A 20,470-nucleotide genomic window follows, 5' to 3' on the forward strand; every position below is an offset into this window, starting at 1 on the left:
CAGATAGAAGAACACATGTTACAACAGGAATCATGGATTGGGAATTCCTCCGTGATATTAACCCATTCCTTTTTCCGAAGTTTTGATCAGCGTTGCACTTCCGTTTTTATAAACAGTTTCCTTTTATCGGCATAACGTTTTCTACGCTTTAAAATTATTTAAAAAGCTCTCATACAGATCTTTCATATGTTCTTCCATTATCTTTTCGGCGGCTTCTTCATCTTTTTTTTCAAAAGCTTCCACAATCCGGCCGTGGAAATACAGACCGGCCTGATTTCCTCTTGCCTGTACTACCTTTTCAAAAGAGCTTTGCATTACCTCATTCATGATATCATAAATACGGATGATAATGGAATTCCCTGCAATCCGGGCTATCGTGATATGGAACTGGTAGTCAAGACGGGCGAATTCCGGAAGGTAATCCTTTGCTTTTTCCATTTGCTGAAATAAAGTTTTCAAATCGTTAATATTTTCTGCAGATGCTTTGCGGCAGGCTTCTCTGCATACCGGACCTTCTATCATTCTGCGCAGCTGAAGGATTTCTTCCATACCATTATCATTTAGAAAAGCGGCAGGTATCAGAGGGCTCATTACGGAGGAGGCATCCTGGCAGCGTACAAAGGATCCTTCTCCGAAGTGAGTCTCCAGCAATTCCAGCGCGCATAATTTCTGAAGGGCATTCCGCACGGTTATCCGGCTGACTCCGAATTGCCGGGCCAGTTCATTTTCGGATGGAATCTTTTCTCCGGGGGGCCATTCTCCTCTCAGAATCTGTTCTTTCATCTGCGCAAATACCTGATCACTTATACTGTCCCGGCTTATTTTCTGAATTGCCATATGTCCCTCTTTCTGTATATGATCTCTTTTACAGGATATCTGTTTCCGCTAAAATAGCTCGGATATGTTCTTTTTCAGCTTCTCCTGCTACGGGAAAGGGTCTGGACGAACAGGGGCTGTCAATAATTCCTTTTATTGTCATAGCTTCCTTAATAAAGGGAACAAAGGGCGTCCCTACTTGATAGAGTTCCATAAGTCGATCTATCTTCTGCTGAAATCTACCGATCTTCTTCATATCTTCACAGGCAAAGGCATCCACCCACGCATGGCACAGTTCAGGAACCAGATTGGACAGACCCGCTATACATCCGTCACCGCCTGCCAATATGTTATGGGCAAAGTTATCATCAAAGCCCGAATATATTTCAAAATTTGGAAATTCACCTTTTATCAGCTTAATCAGCTCTCTGGTGTGATCCATTCCGGGCTGGGTATCCTTGTAGCCGACGATATTTTTATGATTTCTTATAAGACGAAGCGTTATTTCCGGCGTAAGGTCATAACCGGTACGATCGGGAAAATTGTAGAGATAAATAAGCTGGTCTGACAATTCTTCCGCCAGCATTCCGTAGTAATTTTCCAGGCTATCGGCACCGAGCGGAAAATAAAAGGGAGGTAAAATAATAACCGCATCCGCCCCTTCCTGTTTTGCATAGCGGGAAAGTTCAACAATTTCTTCAAATATCATGCTGGTGGTTCCTACTATCAGTTGAGTCCTGTGGGCAATTTCCTTTACTGCATAGCGTATCAGTTCTTTTTTCTGGGACATGGTAAAGGCAAAGAATTCTCCGATACTTCCCAGAAGCAGGATTCCGTCCACACCTCCCTGAATCAGATGTTCATAAACCTTTCCGCAGCCTTCCCAATCCGGATTTCCGTTTTTATCCATCACTGTAACCGCCGGTGTTATGTATTTTGCTTTCATATAAAATCCTCCCATTCTTTTTAATAGCCTGCGCCCTTCATGGCGGAGTCCGCATTTTCCGTATATCTTCTTAATACGCCTGTATAGGTTCTTATTTTTATAGGTTTTGCCGCTTTTCTTTTTTCCATTATTGCTTCTATGCGGGCCGCATCCATCTGCTGTCCGTCAATGCCTGCAATATCTATGGTTTTATTTTCTATATTATATGAAATAAGATCACCTGTTTCAATATAGGCGATAGGGCCCCCGCATGCAGCTTCAGGAGATACATGACCGATAGCGGCTCCTCTTGTGGCCCCTGAAAATCTGCCGTCGGTAATCAGAGATACCTTACCATTGAGTGCCTGATCACAGCAAATTGCCTCGGTTGTCATCAGCATTTCGGGCATTCCGCTTCCTCTTGGCCCTTCATAGCGGATTACTATAATCTCACCGGGACGGATTTTTCCTTTTACCACTGCCTCGTGAGCATCCTCTTCACAATCGAAAACCACAGCTCTTCCTGTGTGAGATCGCATACTTTTTTCACAGGCGGAATATTTCACTACTGCTCCCTCCGGGGCAAGGCTTCCCTTCAAAACTGCGATGGAACCCATATCTTTCGTTGTTTCCACCGGAGTTATTACATCCTCCGGAGACAAATGGTAATTCTGCAGATATCCCCTGCCCCTCTCCAGAAAATGATCCTTTCTCAATGTTTCCAGATTATCCCCTAATGTTTTCCCGGTTACGGTCATCACATCCAGATCCAGGTATTTTTCCAAAAGCATCTGAACTCTGGGAATACCTCCTGCAAACCAGAAGGATTCCGTAAGATGCTGTCCGCTGGGATTAATATTTCCAATATGGGGAATGCAGGAGTTGATTTCATTAAAAATTTCAGGATCCAGCTCCAGTCCCAGCTCTGCGGCAATAGCAGGCAGATGGAGCAGTGCATTGGTGGAACCGCCGATGGCACTGTGTATTACGATGGCATTGCGAAATGCGGCAGGTGTGAGAATTTGGGACGGGCAGATACTTTTTTCCGTCAGTTCCATTATTTTACGGCCGGCTTTCCTTGCCAAAGAAAGAATATCCCTCATTGTCGCAGGCGCCAGAGCGCTTCCCGGAAGAGCCAGCCCCAGCGCTTCCGCCATACATTGCATGGTACTGGCCGTTCCCATAAAGGTACATGCTCCCTGAGAGGGACAGCCTGTCAGCTTGTAGTCACGGATTTCATCCGGTGTAATCTCATTTTCCCTTTTTTGTCTGAGAGATATGTCACCAGCAACTAAAGAGGTGGTTTGTCCGGGGCCCGGCCGCATACTTCCGCCGGGAATAAAAATAGCAGGAATATTTACCCTGGCTGCTGCCTTCAAATGAGCCGGTATGGATTTATCACAGGAAGAGGAAAGGATCATTCCATCCCACGGGACAAAACCTGCGTGCATTTCTATCATATCACAAATCACTTCTCTGGACGCCAGTACCAGATTCATCCCGTCATGTCCCTGCGCGCATCCATCACAGATATCCGTTACATGGAACCTGGCAGGATGGCCCCCTTTTTCATAAACACCGTATACGGCCTGTTCTCCCAGCTGGTTAAGATGGATGCTTCCCGGATGGCTGTCACCATAGGCATCCTCCACCAATATCTGCGGTTTTCCGATATCTTCTTCATCCCATCCGCTTCCTAATTGCAGCGCATCAAATTGCGCCCAGGTATTACGTTCCTTTTCACTGCGTATTCCCATAAATTACCTCCCCGTTTTATGCTGTATACCTGTATTACAGGTTTCCTATTGATAACGTAAACCCGTTTCAAACGGATGTCAAGAGAAAATGAGAGATTTAAGTTATTCCTTGTCTAATTGGAGTAACAGTTCAGACGCCCCTTTGTGTCCCGCGGCATCCCCCTCCCCTGCTTTTTCCTGGGGCGGCGGTGCTGTAAGGTACCTTCCAGGGGCGTCTGAACAGTTACTAATTGGATAAATATAGGTAATATTAATTCAAGCAGAAATCATTTGATTTCGCTTAGAAGATGGCAATAATCCGTACAGCATTATTGTTTAAAATTTCTCTGCGGCAGATTAATTACAAACGTTTACAGGCTGCCGCAGGCAGTATACAAATCAATGGCTTCATAAATAGGAGGCTCTTATCTGTTTACGATTCAGCCATGTAAATAACGATTATACAAACTAGCCATAAACACATGCTTCCTAATTTTAGTTTGTACAAACATTCCCCTAAGACGGGACACCTGACAAAAATAATGCAAGGCCATAAAAACGCTCATTATCTAAAACGTTTATTTGGGGGAGATTATGAATAGCATAGCCCACCAGGAACCGCATGCGGAAAGTATCAATCCGGCTGATAACAAAACGTTAACTGTTTTTAGAAAGGACAAAAGTATGGAATTATGCAGATAGTATGGTATACCCCCGTATAAAGTAATAGTATTGCATGGAGGACCTGGCGCTCCAGGATGTGCAGCAGGTCTCTGCAGAATTCTTGAGGAAGACATCGATGTACTTAAACATTTGCAAAAAGCCTGCACTATTGATGGATTTATGGATGAAATATTATACCTGATTAGAATATATGCTCTTTCACAGATTATTCTTGCAGGTCATTCTTTTGGGGCATGGCTGGCATTGTTATTTGCGGATAAATATCATCTTCTTGTTTCAAGAGCAATTATTATCGGCTGCGGACCATTAAAGGCCAAGTATCTCCCCGAAATCATTCAAACCCAAAGGAGCGGGCCGAACAGGGGCTTTCCGATATGGATAATTATCATTCATTACCTGAAACCAATACGGACATGCTGTAATTTGATGAGGAACAGCATAAGGCATTAATGGCTGCAATATTTTCTTTACGCGAAAGCGGGAACTCCTCGACCGGATACTGCATGTTACCTGTCCGTTAACTGCCTTTCATGGAAAATACGATCCTCCTCCGATTCGGGGATTGAGTGTACCTCTGGAGGGAAAACTTCCGAATTTACGGCTTATCATTTTGGAAAATTACGGTCATGATACATGGAAGGAAAAATACGCAAGGGAGGAATTCCTCCAATTAATTCGTAGCGAGCTTGAGATAAACTGAGAAAAAGATTTATTATAAAAAAACTATTAACTGTGGTTAGTAGTTTTTTTGTGCTATTATGGGGTAATATTGGCTGAACAGATAACAGTTTTTGTTTATATATATCATGGGTAATCTATTCGTGCTGCTTTAGTGGTGGCCGAAAAGGATAACCGTGTATCGGAAGGCGGCCTGTCATTTCTTATTGTGCTGCTGTAAAGGCGGTGACAAAGACGAGGATATACGAAACAAGATTTAAAGGGAATTTCAACCCGCACCACCGCAAAGGTGGTGACCTATGCGAGATTCATTACTACAGGTCTTGAGGATATTTCAATCCACACCACCGCAAAGGTGGTGACAAGCTATAGTTGCTCTATGTACTCTTTGTCGGGCATTTCAATCCACACCACCGCAAAGGTGGTGACATTTCGTGGGGGAAAGGATGGTGATTAGGTGGCAATTTCAATCCACACCACCGCAAAGGTGGTGACTATTTTGTAATGATAATACCTGCCGCCACAACCAATTTCAATCCACACCACCGCAAAGGTGGTGACAACCCGCGCCGGAACCCACGCTGGAAGAACTGCGGATTTCAATCCACACCACCGCAAAGGTGGTGACAGCAATTTTGCATAATTACTACATACTTTCTTCCTTTCTCTCTACACAACTATACTAATATTTAACTTTCAGCACCCCACAAATCTTGGAATTCATATATATTCAGACGTCATATTGACATTTTCTGGTGCGAATCCCCCGGGGATTTCATGTGCACTTAGGATTCGCACTAAAATATCAAAGGCTTTTCCACATTAATCCCTTTGTTCACTCCTACATGCTCCACACGTGCTTTTTTTTGATTTCCCAAATAATAAAATCTGAGACTGTCCACCTTTTCATCAATCATCTCTGTTAATGAAGCTTTCAGCATTAAACATTGCCCGGGATCCAAAACACATTCAAACACGGAATTCTGTACTCTGGTTCCATAATTCACACATTGCTTCGCCACTTTTCTTAACCGGGATTTACCGGCGGCTGTTTCCGTGTTTACATCATATGTGATCAATACCAACATAGCTTCCTCCTATTTCCAGAAAAAAGGTGGGTATTCATCCAAATCTCCCCTAAGATATCTTGCCAGCAGCATAGCTTGCACAAAAGGAATCATACCCCACTCCACTTTTTCCCCCAGAAATGGGTGTGTGATCACCTCTTTCTTTTTATTCTGCCATTCCACCAACAGGTCCTTCCTGGCATTATCATTTAACAGAACGGCTCCATCCTCTTTGTGGGTAAAATCTTTGCCCGTAACCATCTTTTTATTAATAAGGGTTAAAACAAACCGATCCGCCAGCACAGGCCTGAGTTCCTCGATTAAATCTAAAGCCAGGGATGCCCTTCCGGGTCTGTCCGTATGCATAAACCCTACATAAGGATCCAAACCCACCGTTTCCAAAGCAGACGCAACCATATTGGTCAGTAAGGTATATACAAAAGAAAGTAAGGCATTTACATTATCTAAAGGCGGTCTTTTATTCCTGCCTGAAAACACAAAATCCTTTTTCTGCTGTAAAATCAATTGATTAAATACACCAAAATAGATGCTTGCCGCTTCTCCCTCAAAACCTCTCAGTTGTGCCGTTTCCGTACTTTCCTCAATATTTTTCAGAGATTTCTGTAAAAACAGAGAGGCCTGCCTTACTTTCTCCGCATCTACCTGCATACTGTGATCCCGGACAGCACGTTCCAAAACCCAGCGGGAATTATATACTTTCCCTAATATACAATTTCTGGCAATCCCCAGAGACAATGCAGCATCCGCAGAAACCTGGTACTGTTTTTTTCTTAATACCACATTTCCCCGGACACTTCCCGTCACTCTTGCCAGGAATTTACCCTGAGGAGTAAGAAAACATAAAGATATATTCCTGTTTGCACAGCCACCCATCAACGCAGGGCTTACTCCCCTGTATCCAAAGGAAACGATAGCCTCCAGATTATGCAGCGGAATCCGTCCCACTTCCTGATCTTTGTCAAGAATAACCACATTTTCACCATCTAAAGAAAGATAACTGTCAGGGGAGGTGATGTACAAGGTATTTAAAAGCTTCTTCATTCGCAATCCTCCGTTATGGCAGCATGGATATACTCTTTTACCGCAGGTGCTTTTCCCAGCTTGGGTAAACAAATATCTTTTAGGGAACAGGCATTGCAGCTTTTAGACCACTTCACCTTTGGAGTATACCTTTTGTCATATAACTGATGCATTTCGTTAAAATACGCTTTCACCTTATCCTTTCGCTCATCCGTGAAAAGAATAGTTTCCCTGCGTCTGGTTTCACCATAAAATACGGCTCCTTCTTTAATCTCGGCGGAAAACATTTCTTCAAGGCAAAGGGCCTGGGCGGTTAACTGCAGAATATCTATATCGGTGGCTTTCGGGCTTCCTTTTTTGTACTCTACGGGAAAAACCTGATAGAAACCGCGATGCCCGTGGAGCGATATCCCATCCGGCACCTTCCTGAATTCCACAATATCACATTCTCCGCTGACCCCCATACTGCGGGATACGACTGGCATGGCCCTGCTGATAATGACATCCTTCCGCTTTTCATTAAAATAAGGATCATGTGCATTTTTATGCAGCAGTTCCCCTGCTGCCGTATACTCATTATCCACCCATTGCTGCTCAATATGTATCAAGGCCCACTGTCTTCTGCAAAAAGCGAAATGCTGGATTCCTGACAGCATAAGATAATCTTCTTCCCGTATTTCCATCATATTTTTCTCGATATTTCCACCGAATCCGGAACCTGATCCTCATGTATGGTAACCGAATAATCTTTATATTGTCTGGGGTAGAGCACATCTTCCCTTTTTTTCACTTCAATGGCGTCAAACAGCTTATAAGCCGGACAGTCTCCCAGTTCTTTGCTGTGCCGGAATACAATCAGTTCTCTGACCGCCATCTTTCCCCTGGCTGCCGAATGATCAATTTCAAACATATTGATAATGGCATCCCAGAGCAGTTCCAAATCCTCCTCCGAAAATCCGGTTACCTTGCGGGCCAGATTGGCGGAAATATAACCTTCTGCACGATATAGGGCATATGGCACAATATTTTTTCTTCCCATTTCCGTACTTTTATTTTCCGCATCCTTTTCTGTGGTGATGGCCACACGGGTAATCGTGACTTCCTGGCTGATGATGGGGTCAATGCTTCTGGCAAATCCCAGCTGTACCGGCCCGCGTACCTGTCCGCAGTTTAATGCGGCCTTGACAAAAGTTGTCATAACCGCCCCAAAGGTTCTGATATCAAAGAAGTTTTTACACATAAAATCCCTAATTTTCCTGTCCACATCGGGATCCTTCTTCTTTAATTCCTTTACATCCTTTTCATTGGTATTCAGATATTCGTATGCCGTATTATCACTCCGGTTTAATGGAACATCCTCTTTAATATAAATCTTATACCCTTCCGCATCCTCTTTTACTGTTTCCACATAATTTCGTATTTTTCTTTTCAGGCAGACATCAGTAACAATTCCATAGCCGCTTTCCGGATCTATTCTGGGAAGATTCCCGGCATCCGGATCCCCATTGGGGTTCCCGTTCTCCACATCAAACAGCACAACAAATTCATATCTGTTTTTAATTGCTTCTCCCATGTTATTGTTCCTCCTTTTTTTCATACCGTTTTTGTGTCTGGTGATAATATCCCAGAATAAACATTCCCTGTTCCTCCAAAGACAGCCTTCTCGGATACGCGGAGCTCATTTCATCCGGCGCTTTGATTTTATCCTGCAGTCCCACCAACAGCTTTTCGTAATATATTTCTTTTCCTCTGTTGTTCAGCTTTCTTGTATGGCTGTTTTTCAGTTTTAACAAAATAGGGAAAATAGAAGCCGGTGTGGCACAGGCCGAATTGAAATATCTGTCCTTTATCGTGGCGTTTATCCCCGGATTGGCATCCTCCTGAATCGCCTCCAGTACGGCAAACATCCTCCCTAATGTATAAGCGGTATTATTGCTGTCCTCATTAAGCGCCATAGTGATTTCCTCCTTATCACAAGTTGTATTTCTCAGCAGGAAGGCTTTAATAATCGCGGCTCTGCCACGTGTGATTTTATAAATACCGCTGCTGCTGTCATCCTGTTCCGACCGGATTCTTCCCATGACCGCCTGAAACAGGGAATTAGGATACCTGTCCCCCGAAATAACCGCCCGGTAAACCGCACCTGCCATATTGGGAGCCGGCTTTTTATCCTTTGACTTTTTGTTTACTGTCTCCATCAGCATACGCCACACCCCCAGATATCGGTTTTTATCCATCTGAGGTCTGACAATATCCATCCGATCGTAATGTGCTTTCAGGTTTTGCAGGATACTCCCAAAGCTATCCTGATAAAAAAAACGCACGGCAATTCTGGCCGCATTCGGAGCAAGTCCCAATATATAAAATCTTTGGGATAAGGAAATATTTTCGGCAACTCCTGAAACATGAACTGCCTTTCCCTCCTGCAGATTTTTAAAAACCCCATCCACAATCTCACAGTTGTCAGCTGTCGGTTCCGACATATTCAGGAAAATATCCTGATAGGCTTCCTCTCCGTCTTCCGACCAATAAACAATAGTCGTATCACCAATCACAGTGACATGCCGCCTGTCCGCCAGCAAATGATTCAAAGCCGTCGTATAGGCATAAACCGCATAACTGCCCACCGGCGCATTATAGCTTTGCTCCTTTCCATAGGACTCAAAGGCAGGCGCATTAAAGGAAACCAATGCTGCCCCGCTGGGCTGCGCACCTTGCACCCCCTTTATATTTCCATGAATCCGGGCAATTTCCGTTTTCTGCCCGGTTACCAGACAGGTGCCTGTGGCACCCTCGGCGGCGTTCGACCGGTGATCTTCCCATGCCCGTATTATGGAAATGTCGGTATGCGCATACCCATCCTCTGCCCAGAATACCAGATTGGAACCTGCCGTAATCTCGTCCAGTATTTCTGAAACATATGGATTTTCTGCCGCTTGATCCGGATCCCACCGTTCAAAAAACCGGATTACCGCCAATGCCGCAGGACAATCTGCTTCCTTCAGGATATCCAGATGCTTCTCTTTGGCGCATAGAAAACATTCTTTTGATCGCTCCGGTTTTCCTTTATTGTCAATTCCCAGAAAATAGCTGGAATTATCACATAAAAAATTAGCGGCCACCCCTGAAGATCGGGTTACCATCTGGGGAACCTTCAGGTTCTGTGGTTCCCAGACGGTTTTCCTTCCTTTCTGCTTTTCTTCCTTCAAGGAAATAACCCGCTTTAGCTCCCCATCGGGAGATAACTCCAGCGCAAAGGATACCCTTGCATTACACCAGCCCGGCCGGGTAATTTCTCCCCTTTGCTCAAGAGCTTCATAATATTGCACCAGCGACTGCAATATCATCGAACCACCTCACAATCCCTTATATCCAAAACACCGTCCCTCAGTTCAGCCCTGAAAAACATAGGCTGTATTTCTTCCGGGTTGGAATAATCAAAATCATAAAGCATATATCCCAGATCCTTTACCTCTCCCGGATAAGCCGTATCTATTTTCTCGTCTTCCCATAAAGCAAAATTGGCGGGAAACTCCCTGCAGCCCAGATACGGCATGTGATAACACTCCCCTTTACGGAGACGCCGCATGATAATATCCTTAAATTTACCCGGATTATCGCTGCCATTGGCCTGTTCCGTCATTTCAAAATGCGCTTCTATCACATATTCCACTTCTCTCAGCAAAATAGCGGCTCTTTGCACAATTTCTTCCTTACTGCTGATATAGAGCGGCTTATCTCCCCCATTCATGACTTGTAACACATTGCTTGCCAGTACCTTGCTTTTTACCTCATTCCTGCGGACACTGGTAAAACGGATCGGCTTTCTGACATGAATTTTATCAATCACCCAACGCAGTCCGGGATGCCAATAAATCGCTTCCAGTATCCCTCTGGCCGCAGAGGGTGTCATCACATCGTAGCTGCACCGCTCCACCTTCATTTCCGGGCGGGAAAAAAGTGCCAGTTCCCCCCACACCCGTACTTTTACACCATGGCTCATGTATGTCCTCCTCTCCTTATATTAGTATTTTAAAATATGACTGCTTCCCCTCTTTCCACCTGTATCTGAAGCCCCATTTCTTCCGAATACTGCTCTTTATTTCTCAAAACATAAAAACCAGGTGCAATAGCTTCCAGCCTGCCTGCCCCATTCAATTTATCAAAATCCTGCTCATACACATTGACACAATATTGTCCCGTATCTCTGATAAGCTGACGGGAATATTCCCCTCTCCGGATACGCTCCGCCAATATACGAGCCTCCGGTTCCCGGTCTATCAAAATAGTTGCCGTATCATTTTCAATCAGACGGAACTGTTTTGCCACTGTTGCAAAAGGAAATAACAAGGATCTTCGTCCTTCTTCCATCTGTCCAACAATATTTTTGGCATCCAGTCCTTCTCCCCGAAAATGATACAGACGGCTAAAATAATCTGCTATTGCCTCCAAGGAAGCGATATCATCATACTTTTCCGCCACCTGCCCCGATACGGAAACCGGCAGCTTTAATGACTGTGGAATATGATTCTCCTCTGCCTTATCCAGTGTAAAAATCGTTGTCACACAAGTTTCTTTTTGTCGCATTCCTTCCCTGTTGCATCTTCCTGCCGCCTGTATCATCGAATCCACACCAGCCAGCTCCCGAAATACGGAAGGAAAATCAAAATCCACGCCGGCTTCTACCAAACTGGTGGCGATAAGCCTGCAGGGAAGCCCCTTGTCCAACCGGTCTCTGATAATTGTAAGAAGCTTTTTCCGGTGCCTGGGATACATAAAAGTGGACAGGTGATAAGTACCTTCTTCTTCCTGCAGCATACCAAAAATCCGCTGAACACCTTTTCTGCTGTTCAAAATACAAAGTACCTGTGTATGTTCCTTAAGCTGCTCTGTCAGCTCTGCCTCCGCGATTTCTCCCACATTCCGGAATACGGTCCGCCTGAAAAAGTCATATTGCTCCTGAACCCTGGGGCATATTTCTGCCGCATTCAGCTGGGGCGGAAAAAAGGACTGCAGGGAGGGCTGGGTGGCTGTACAAAGCACCACCGTACTATGATAGTTATATACCAGTTCACTAATGGCCTGAATACAGGGCTTTAAATAATTGACCGGCAGCATCTGTGCTTCATCAAATATAATAACACTGTCAGCCATATTATGAAGTTTTCTGCATTTAGTAGATTTATTGGAAAATAAAGATTCAAAAAACTGAACATTAGTCGTAACCACTACAGGACAATCCCAGTTTTCAGCCGCAAGCTGAATCTTATTCAGTTTATCCGGATCTTCATAAACAACATTGCAATGATCCTCCAGAACATTTCCGTCTCCCAGAATTTCCTTAAAAATCTGCGCATTTTGTTCAATAATACTAGTGTATGGAATTACGTATATAACTCTAACCAATTTATGCTTCCGGGCATGTTGAAGGGCAAATGCAAGGGAAGACACTGTTTTCCCCCCGCCTGTAGGAACGGTCAGCCGGAATATTCCCTGCTCTTCCTTTCCCCTCTCCAGGCATGCTTTCAATATTTCTGTCCTTCTGCCGTTCACAGTGGAAAGCTCCTCATTTTTGAGCCAGGATTCCACATACAAATACAACCGTTCAAACAAAGTCTCTATGGAGTCAAATTTTCCTCTGCCTGCACATCCGTCCGTCATGAATGCTTCTGTATCCAGGTAATCTGCATCAACCAAACAGGAAAATAACATACGAATAAAAAAAGAGAGGCTGAAACCTCCTCTTCCCAACGGTTTGAGCGGCGGCGCTTTAAACGCAGGAATCGTAACCTCATTACGAAATTCCTGATAATCATCCAACTCTTTCTGCATTCTTCCTTTTAAAGTGGCCTCTCCTCCTGTATCAGCCGCACTTCCCCCGTCTAAAAGACCGGAATGATGGCCCGATATACAATAGGCGCCAACGTAATTGTTTTTTTGATACAATTCTTTAGCACCGGCAGTGGCGTGGTCGGTTATCTTACCTCCATGAAGACGCTTTTGAAAACCGTCTGAATATTTTCCGATATCATGCAGCAGGCCACAGCCATATCCCCAGTCCCCTGAATCGAATGCAGATGCAAATCTGCATGCTAAATCTGCGGTTCCTTTCAGGTGTTCCAGAATACTTTGTTCCCGCAGGCCGTCTTCACTAATATGTGCTAAGAACATAGTCCCTCCTGTAATTCAGCGTTACTCTTTTGTTTATTTTTACATGTTTTATTTTATCACGTTACTATGATTTTGTCTATTATGAACAATTAAAAATTATACCAAAAAACAATTACAGGCATTACGTACACTGTGCCACTTATATACTGTTACTTCAAGAAAAATAAGAAATGGGTTTACTCCCGGGATATGGACTTCTGAAATTTAGGGAACTTAGCTCTAATTAAATGAGGGTACTAATATCCATGGCAATCGAGTAATGGCTAAACAGAGGCCGGAGATTGCTCTGGATTTAGATTGTAATCCGGAAGGCCGCGAAAGCCTCGACTGGGAAACCTCCCGCCCCCGGTTCTCGCTTGTGTTATTTCAATCCACGAGGCCATGAAAGCCTCGACTTGGGGCTGGAGATAGGGAGATTTGAACTTGTCATTTCAATCCACGAGGCCGTGAAAGCCTCGACGATGTCAAGCATTTTTGATGGGCTCATACAGGATGATTTCAATCCACGAGGCCGTGAAAGCCTCGACTTCTACCATTTAACATATTGTTAAAGGTTTGTAATATTTCAATCCACGAGGCCGTGAAAGCCTCGACCGTACAGATGATTATTACGGTATTTGCACGGATAAGATTTCAATCCACGAGGCCGTGAAAGCCTCGACGGTTTTCTGGTATTGAGATAGCACGAGCCTACATCATTTCAATCCACGAGGCCGTGAAAGCCTCGACGCTTACCAAAATGCGGGATAAAGCGTCACTGGATATTTCAATCCACGAGGCCGTGAAAGCCTCGACATTTTCCTGGCATCTCTTCCTTCTGGCGGTGGGATTTCAATCCACGAGGCCGTGAAAGCCTCGACGGTTCCATGCCCGCATTGTGGGGAATTCATAGAACTATTTCAATCCACGAGGCCGTGAAAGCCTCGACTTGCCGGGAGGATGCGCCGGGAAAATGGAAGAGATTTCAATCCACGAGGCCGTGAAAGCCTCGACGGCTAAGTAACGCTAAAAAAAAGTGCCCTGAGATATTTCAATCCACGAGGCCGTGAAAGCCTCGACGGAAGCGTGAGGCGTATATTACAAAGCACACAGAATTTCAATCCACGAGGCCGTGAAAGCCTCGACGCTCCATTCCTGGAGAACTCTATCGGACTGGAATAATTTCAATCCACGAGGCCGTGAAAGCCTCGACCTTCGAGGGTCTCCGCGTTGTCAATTAACTTGAATTTCAATCCACGAGGCCGTGAAAGCCTCGACTACAAATATCACTAAAAATCAAACCGCAAAAAGTATAATACTATACTTTTTGTACAAATCCATTAACTATATATAAAAATAAGTTTCTAAAACAATTATATCCGCCCACTATTCAGTATTTTCACGGTGCGAATCCCCCTATGTTTTTATGTGCACTTCACATTCGCACCATAAAATCATCTATCCACTTGAGACTAAAATTACCATACTTTCCTATCTTTGCTCGATTATTTACTCATAAACTAATTTATTCTTATTATACCACAATATTCAATATTATTTGCTTCTTTAGTCTATATTTTATCATACTATAACGAACACTATAACGAAATATGTTAGAATATATTGCAGGTGAAATAATCATAATAGGTTCGCTTAAAAATTCCGTTTATAAGAGATCAAAACACATTTTAAAATGTTGTATTGCGCCCTTTTGAAAATATGTTCTGCAAGCCGCTTGCTGCAATGCCAATTTTATCCCTACTGAGTAACAAGAAAGCATCATAATTGAAGAAAGAACAAAGAAAATCAAACTTTTCGATAGCGGCGTACCTGTTCACTTTATTGCCCGCAAAAACGGCTATTCCTGCTACACTCGTTTCGCCAAATACTTATTTTGCAATATTAACAGATGAAGTTTTTGGCTCAATAGAAACTCCATTCCATGTATTCCCCATGCCAATATCTTGAGGAGTGGTATCTAAATATTGTCCGTCCATTCCTGAAATTGTTACATTAAACTCCCCGTCCACAGACACGATAATATGTAATGCTTGCTTATAAAGTATCAGGTTTTTAAGATATGGATATTTAGCATGTATTTCATCACTGTAACGATAATTTTCCTTTATCCCTTGCCAAATGTACGAAGCGGAGTTTAGTGAATAATAGCAAATACCGTTAATAGTTATGACTGAATCACCATGGTCATTCCCATTTAAACAGAGCAGAACTTTCTTGTCTATTACATTTTCATTTTCTAAAATAGTACGGATTTCACCTCTATTAACAATTCCTCTTGACGTTGTACCAACCATATGGTCGTTTGATAAACTTTGGTGAGTACAAATAATATAATGATATCTCTCGTCAGAAAGTTCCTTTTTTAACCAATCAATTTGTTCAGGTGGAAGATATGGACATTGATCTTTTGCTTTTCTCTTATTTAATTTACATTCTGGCAATATTCCGTTGCTTGTTTTAACATAATTTGCATCTAAAAAAATAAACTTTACATTTTCATGTACAACTGAGTAGTACCCACTTGATAATCCTAAAAAATTTAAGGCTACTTCCGGTAAGCAAAAATCTGTATTATGGTTTCCAATACTAAAATAACATGGAATCCCCGAATTAGAAATTTTATCAATTAAATGTCGATTTCCAGAAATAGGATTACAAAGATCACCTAATTCTATAATAAAGTCAACATTATTTTCTTTGAAATCATTTAATAATTCATCTATTCGTTTGTCGCCATCTGGAATTATATCATAGTGTAAATCTGTAAAAACACCAAATTTCATTAAGAACTTTCCTTCCCATTATATACATTTTCTATAGATTTCCTCAACAAACTTAACATTAATTTCACCTTTATTTTATCCTATGCTTACTATTCAATTTTCTAATAACAATCAGGAAAAGAATGTTGGGAAGCGAATAAACCAGATTCATAAAGCAGATATAGTCAACACGTATTCCGTTAAATCATAACTTACACTTTATCTTAAATTTTTTGAAAGCATTCATTGAGCAGGGGTGTTAAAAAGTGTCAAACCGAATTTTTAACTAAATAATTTGGAACTAGATAGACCATGTAAGTCAGTATTTATATGTTCTTTCAAAGTTTCACAATTTTTTATGACTCAAAATTAAATACATACAAAATTCAAAAATATTTATTTTAAATAATTATCTAATTTACCATTTTTTAATGCTTATTATACTACTTAACAGTTATTTTAAGGACTAATCATAGTTTATAACTTCTAAAAACAAGAATAAATACATTTAATAATGAAGATTTTCTTCAACTTTTGATTAACTAAATTTTTTCATTCCATAAAGCATACAAAGGTTTCGACGGTATACCGTGTATTCCAATTGCTAAAAAATGCAGGTTTTCATTCCACGAGACCCGCAAAGGCCTCGACAAGACAGCACCCACAGATTTGTCAGCGATACGGAATTTCAATCCACGAGACCCACAAAGGCCTCGACGGCCTGACGGCCACAGCCACCAAGTCCACCATCGGGATTTCAATCCACGAGACCCACAAAGGCCTCGACAGCAAAAATATGCAACAAATCTTCTCGTAACCCTAAACAAACTATCTACTTTTCACATATTATATCATCTTTCTATCCATATGTCATGCAGCAACAAACCATATTATAACATTTCTCCCCTTATATTGGTGCGAGTCCTCCCGTAATTTCATGTACGCTACCCATTCGCACCAACGATTTTCCCACCTGATTATATAATCAATTATATTTTTATACCAGCTTCCTTCTTTTTCCTTCTCTATAATCCAATTATTCATTTCAGTCACGTTTTCTTCCGCTGCTCTCTCCTGCTTAATTTAGATGGAAAGCCTATGCTCCTTAATATCAATACCATAATGTCTCCCTTGCATAAAATTAAAGGTTGTATTGTAGAATTTTTATTAACGCAATAACATTTGCCAGCCCATTCCCCGCCGCTTTCCCATTCCCTCCTCTCCCTTCTTATCTTTCTTTCCTAGACCCTCTACCAAATTAACTACAGATCATTTTTAATATCCACCTTTTATTGCAAGTTAATTTGCTGATTGAAGAAACAGTCCGCTTATAATTAACATACTTGCCTGGTCTTTTGGATTTACAACTACTATTAAAATTCAGGATTCCGGCCATACATCAAGTTATATCGCAACAGATATAACAAAAGACTGTGTTTCCCCTTTGAAAGAGAAGAACCGGTACATATGCTCCCATAATGTTAATCGAATATAACCAGAACAAATGATTCAGTATGAGGAGGATTTCTGAAACTTTATGGCGATAGAATCACCTATAGTTAGCCGAATAAAATAAAATAAGCCTATCAGATAACATCCTATTATGAACTATAGGATTAACCGAAACAGAAAAAGATTGCAATGTATCAGATATCATAACCTATATTCCCGATTAACACGCGGTAAAAATAATAAAAAACTTTTACTGCATCATTTTTTTAGTAAGCCAAGCCAATACACCTCGCCAAATAAAAATAACTATATAATAAAATATAAAATACGTTTTATCATAATAATATTTTTATTTGCAAAGCCTGGATTATAGTATGGGCAATCAAACCAATTCAACAAAATTCCAACAGCAATTAGTTTCACCCACGCCATATAACAAAACCTTTACCAACTCCGGAGCCACCTCCCGTAAAAAAACTCTCATTCACTCCCGTTTTCTCCTCTTCACTCTTACCAAGAATTTCCTTCCTATTTTCCATATGCAAGTGTATAATTAATGTAGATTTCTTCGTAATAAACTAACTGTTCTCCAATAAACAAATATTCGTGTCCCCATTATCACGAGCCACTATGAGGTGTAATATATGTCTGCCGACAATCTTGTCAACCTGCTGAACGCTTTGACGGAAACAAGCATTTATGTCATTGAGGAAAACAGCCATAAGCTGTTGTATTTTAACGAGCGCTGCCGGGATACCGGGCGGGGAAAAGCCGTTCTTGGTGCAAAATGCCATGAAGTCTGGCCTGATGTCTGCTCCAACTGCCCTCTGAAAGGAATGGGGACGCAATCCTCCAATCATATTGTCTGTTATGATCCCCTGATGAAAACCACAGTGGATGTCACAGCCAACCGCATCATATGGGATGGATACATTCCGGCCGTTGTAATTACGGCAACTCCTCACCGGCTGAATTTCGAGGAGGAACAGGGCCTTCAGAAAATCGAAAAAATGTATGCACAAAGCCTTGTTACCGTTTTTGGGGAATGCATTATTGCCAATCTGACTTCTGATTATTATGTCAACTGTCAAAAGGATTCCATGTGGACAACTATTCCGGAGCAAGGCAATTTCGGAGAAGAAAACAGAAAATATTCCAGATTGGTCATACATCCGGAGGATTTGGATACTTTCCATGAATATTTTTCCAGGGAAGGGATGCTGCGTATCTTCGGCCAGGGGAAAAAACAAATTTCCCAGAGACTGCGCCGCAGGAGCAATGACGGCAGCTATCATATGGTGGAATTCACTTCGGTAAGAATTGAGCAGCTGGGTAATGATGAATGCTGGTGTGTGCTGGTATTTCGGGATATTCAGGATGAGTTTCTGCAGGAACAGCAGCGGAGCGTGGAGATCAGCCAGCTTGCCACAGCCGCCAAGATCGCTTACCAGATGCTGATTTCCGTGAATCTGACACAGAATACCTTCCACATGCTGGAATATGACCGTCAACCCATAAAAAATCCCGGAACCCAGGGCTGTTTCAATACGCTGATTGAAAAGGAGCTTTCCACTGTCCATCCTGATTATAAAGAAGAGTTCAAACGGAAATTTTCCCGGCAGTCGCTGATTGATGCTTTCACAAAGGGAGAACGGATTATAACTATGGAAGTCCCCCATATAGGGGAGGATGGCGTGTATCATTGGAATTTTACACAGGTGGTCCGGGTCGTCAGCCCTTATACGGAAGATCTGATTGAGATCACTTTGTCCCGGAATATCGATGAGGAACGGCGTCTGCAGGAAGAGACACTGGAAAAGGAGAGGCGGGCCAAACTCATTTTAGAGGATGCTTTAGAGAAGGCAGAAAAGGCCAGCCAGGCAAAAAGTGATTTTCTTTCAAAAATGAGTCATGATATCCGTACCCCTATGAACGCCGTTATCGGAATGACCGAGCTGGCCCGGCTGCATATAACGGATGAGGAAAAGTTGAAGGATTACTTGCAGAAAATAGCCAGTTCAGGAACGCATCTGCTTAACCTGATTAATGAGGTTCTGGATGTAAGCAAGATTGAAAGCGGTACGGTTGAACTGGATGATACGGAATTTGATCTGCGCCGCCTGATTGACGATGTTGCGGAGATGATCCGCATTCCTGTAGAAAACAGGCAGCAGCAGCTTTCCCTGAACATAGATGAGAAGCTCCATACACAGGTTTCCGGGGATGAACAGCGCCTGAAGCAGATTCTGGTTAATGTTCTGGATAATGCTTCTAAATATACGGAAAAGGGAGGAAAACTTTCTCTGGCACTGGAAGAGGTAAAAAAGAACGAAAGGCATGTGGGTACCTATCGTTTTGTAGTGGAGGATACCGGCATTGGGATGAAACCGGAATATCTCGCTCATATTTTTGAGCCGTTCAGCCGTGCTGCCGACAGTCGAACCAGTAAGATTACGGGTACGGGACTGGGAATGACCATTGTTAAAAATCTGGTATCCATAATGAATGGAGATCTGCAGGTGGAAAGTGAATATGGCCGGGGATCCCGTTTTATCATAACCCTTTGTTTCACCAAGTGCGGTACTCCTGCTTCCCTCCCACAGGAAAAAAGTCCTTTGGAGGAATTCTTTCCCATGTTGCGGGCCTTGCTTGCAGAGGACAATGAACTCAACCGGCAGATAGCCACAGAGATGCTGGAAGTGCTGCATGTTAAGGTGGAGAGCGTAGAAAATGGAAAAGAAGCGGTGGAGGCGGTTTTCTCCCATCCCCCTTTTTATTACGATATCATTTTTATGGATATCCAGATGCCTGTAATGAACGGTTACGATGCCACCAGGGAAATCAGGACTTCCGGGATGGAGCGGATAGATGAACTGCCTATTATAGCCATGACGGCCGATGCCTTTGCAGAGGATATCAAGCAGGCAGGACTTGCAGGTATGAACGGTCATCTGGCGAAACCGATCTCCATTGACCGTCTGAAAGAGACTCTGTCCAATTGCCTCGCCTGGAAATACCGTAACCAGGGCAAAGAGACTTCCTGCCGGGAGTCATAGCCCATACGGAAATTTTGAAATGACGCCTGAATCGGGTAGGAGGTAAATAATTATTTTATTTACCGTCCTCCCACACCACCGT

Annotated in this window: 13 protein-coding genes and 2 CRISPR repeat arrays; of the genes, 2 read left to right on the forward strand and 11 right to left on the reverse strand. The window is 42.7% G+C overall.

The features are described from left to right. Positions 1 to 141: 141 nt before the first annotated feature. From DXA36_RS30660 to ilvD, 3 genes are read right to left on the reverse strand one after another with little or no spacing between them, the layout of a single operon-like run. Positions 142 to 837 (reverse strand): FadR/GntR family transcriptional regulator, encoded by a 696-nt coding sequence (locus DXA36_RS30660; RefSeq protein ID WP_118683090.1) that lies wholly within the window; start codon positions 835 to 837, stop codon positions 142 to 144. A 28-nt stretch (positions 838 to 865) separates the two neighbouring features. Next, positions 866 to 1,762: a dihydrodipicolinate synthase family protein gene (locus DXA36_RS30665; RefSeq protein WP_118683092.1), complete on the reverse strand. Its 897-nt coding sequence runs from the start codon at positions 1,760 to 1,762 to the stop codon at positions 866 to 868. A gap of 20 nt (positions 1,763 to 1,782) precedes the next feature. Continuing rightward, positions 1,783 to 3,498 carry a dihydroxy-acid dehydratase gene (gene ilvD / locus DXA36_RS30670; protein ID WP_118683094.1) on the reverse strand — a complete coding sequence of 572 codons (1,716 nt, stop codon included), beginning with the start codon at positions 3,496 to 3,498 and terminating at the stop codon, positions 1,783 to 1,785. An 822-nt stretch (positions 3,499 to 4,320) separates the two neighbouring features. On the opposite strand from ilvD, the gene DXA36_RS32745 reads away from it, so the two are divergent. After that, complete coding sequence (locus tag DXA36_RS32745; RefSeq protein WP_147366663.1) at positions 4,321 to 4,611, forward strand: alpha/beta fold hydrolase; 291 nt, start codon at positions 4,321 to 4,323, stop codon at positions 4,609 to 4,611. Between the two features lie 493 nt (positions 4,612 to 5,104). Next, positions 5,105 to 5,468: a CRISPR direct-repeat array (repeat unit 33 nt; unit sequence ATTTCAATCCACACCACCGCAAAGGTGGTGACA). A gap of 168 nt (positions 5,469 to 5,636) precedes the next feature. Here the strand turns inward: DXA36_RS32745 and cas2 are convergent. The 8 genes from cas2 to DXA36_RS30710 form a co-directional block, all read right to left on the reverse strand. After that, positions 5,637 to 5,927, reverse strand: a complete 291-nt coding sequence (cas2, locus tag DXA36_RS30675) for a CRISPR-associated endonuclease Cas2 (RefSeq protein WP_118683096.1) — start codon at positions 5,925 to 5,927, stop codon at positions 5,637 to 5,639. 9 nt (positions 5,928 to 5,936) lie between these two features. After that, positions 5,937 to 6,968, reverse strand: a complete 1,032-nt coding sequence (cas1c, locus tag DXA36_RS30680; protein ID WP_118683098.1) for a type I-C CRISPR-associated endonuclease Cas1c — start codon at positions 6,966 to 6,968, stop codon at positions 5,937 to 5,939. Beyond that, the gene (cas4, locus tag DXA36_RS30685; RefSeq protein ID WP_118683116.1) at positions 6,965 to 7,630 is read right to left on the reverse strand and encodes a CRISPR-associated protein Cas4; all 666 of its coding nucleotides are present in this window, start codon (positions 7,628 to 7,630) and stop codon (positions 6,965 to 6,967) included. The genes cas1c and cas4 overlap by 4 nt, the downstream gene beginning before the upstream one ends. Continuing rightward, positions 7,630 to 8,520 carry a type I-C CRISPR-associated protein Cas7/Csd2 gene (cas7c, locus tag DXA36_RS30690; RefSeq protein ID WP_118683100.1) on the reverse strand — a complete coding sequence of 297 codons (891 nt, stop codon included), beginning with the start codon at positions 8,518 to 8,520 and terminating at the stop codon, positions 7,630 to 7,632. Before cas7c ends, cas4 begins: the two co-directional genes overlap by 1 nt. A 1-nt stretch (position 8,521) precedes the next feature. Then, a complete protein-coding gene (gene cas8c, locus DXA36_RS30695; RefSeq protein WP_118683102.1) occupies positions 8,522 to 10,294 on the reverse strand; it encodes a type I-C CRISPR-associated protein Cas8c/Csd1 in 1,773 nt (590 codons plus the stop codon). Then, complete coding sequence (gene cas5c / locus DXA36_RS30700) at positions 10,291 to 10,950, reverse strand: type I-C CRISPR-associated protein Cas5c (protein WP_118683103.1); 660 nt, start codon at positions 10,948 to 10,950, stop codon at positions 10,291 to 10,293. The genes cas8c and cas5c overlap by 4 nt, the downstream gene beginning before the upstream one ends. Before the next feature lie 29 nt (positions 10,951 to 10,979). Continuing rightward, entirely contained in the window at positions 10,980 to 13,118 is a 2,139-nt protein-coding gene (gene cas3, locus DXA36_RS30705; protein WP_118683105.1) for a CRISPR-associated helicase Cas3', read from the reverse strand. A 296-nt stretch (positions 13,119 to 13,414) separates the two neighbouring features. After that, a CRISPR array of direct repeats spans positions 13,415 to 14,375; the repeat unit is 32 nt; unit sequence ATTTCAATCCACGAGGCCGTGAAAGCCTCGAC. A gap of 611 nt (positions 14,376 to 14,986) precedes the next feature. After that, positions 14,987 to 15,901 carry a metallophosphoesterase family protein gene (locus tag DXA36_RS30710; RefSeq protein WP_118683106.1) on the reverse strand — a complete coding sequence of 305 codons (915 nt, stop codon included), beginning with the start codon at positions 15,899 to 15,901 and terminating at the stop codon, positions 14,987 to 14,989. Between the two features lie 2,075 nt (positions 15,902 to 17,976). Between DXA36_RS30710 and DXA36_RS30715 the strand changes: the two genes are divergently transcribed. Then, on the forward strand, positions 17,977 to 20,388 hold the full coding sequence (locus DXA36_RS30715) for an ATP-binding protein (RefSeq protein ID WP_118683108.1): 2,412 nt from the start codon (positions 17,977 to 17,979) through the stop codon (positions 20,386 to 20,388). Positions 20,389 to 20,470 lie beyond the last annotated feature (82 nt).

It is taken from the genome of Eisenbergiella sp. OF01-20 (assembly GCF_003478085.1).
Lineage (GTDB): Bacteria > Bacillota > Clostridia > Lachnospirales > Lachnospiraceae > Eisenbergiella.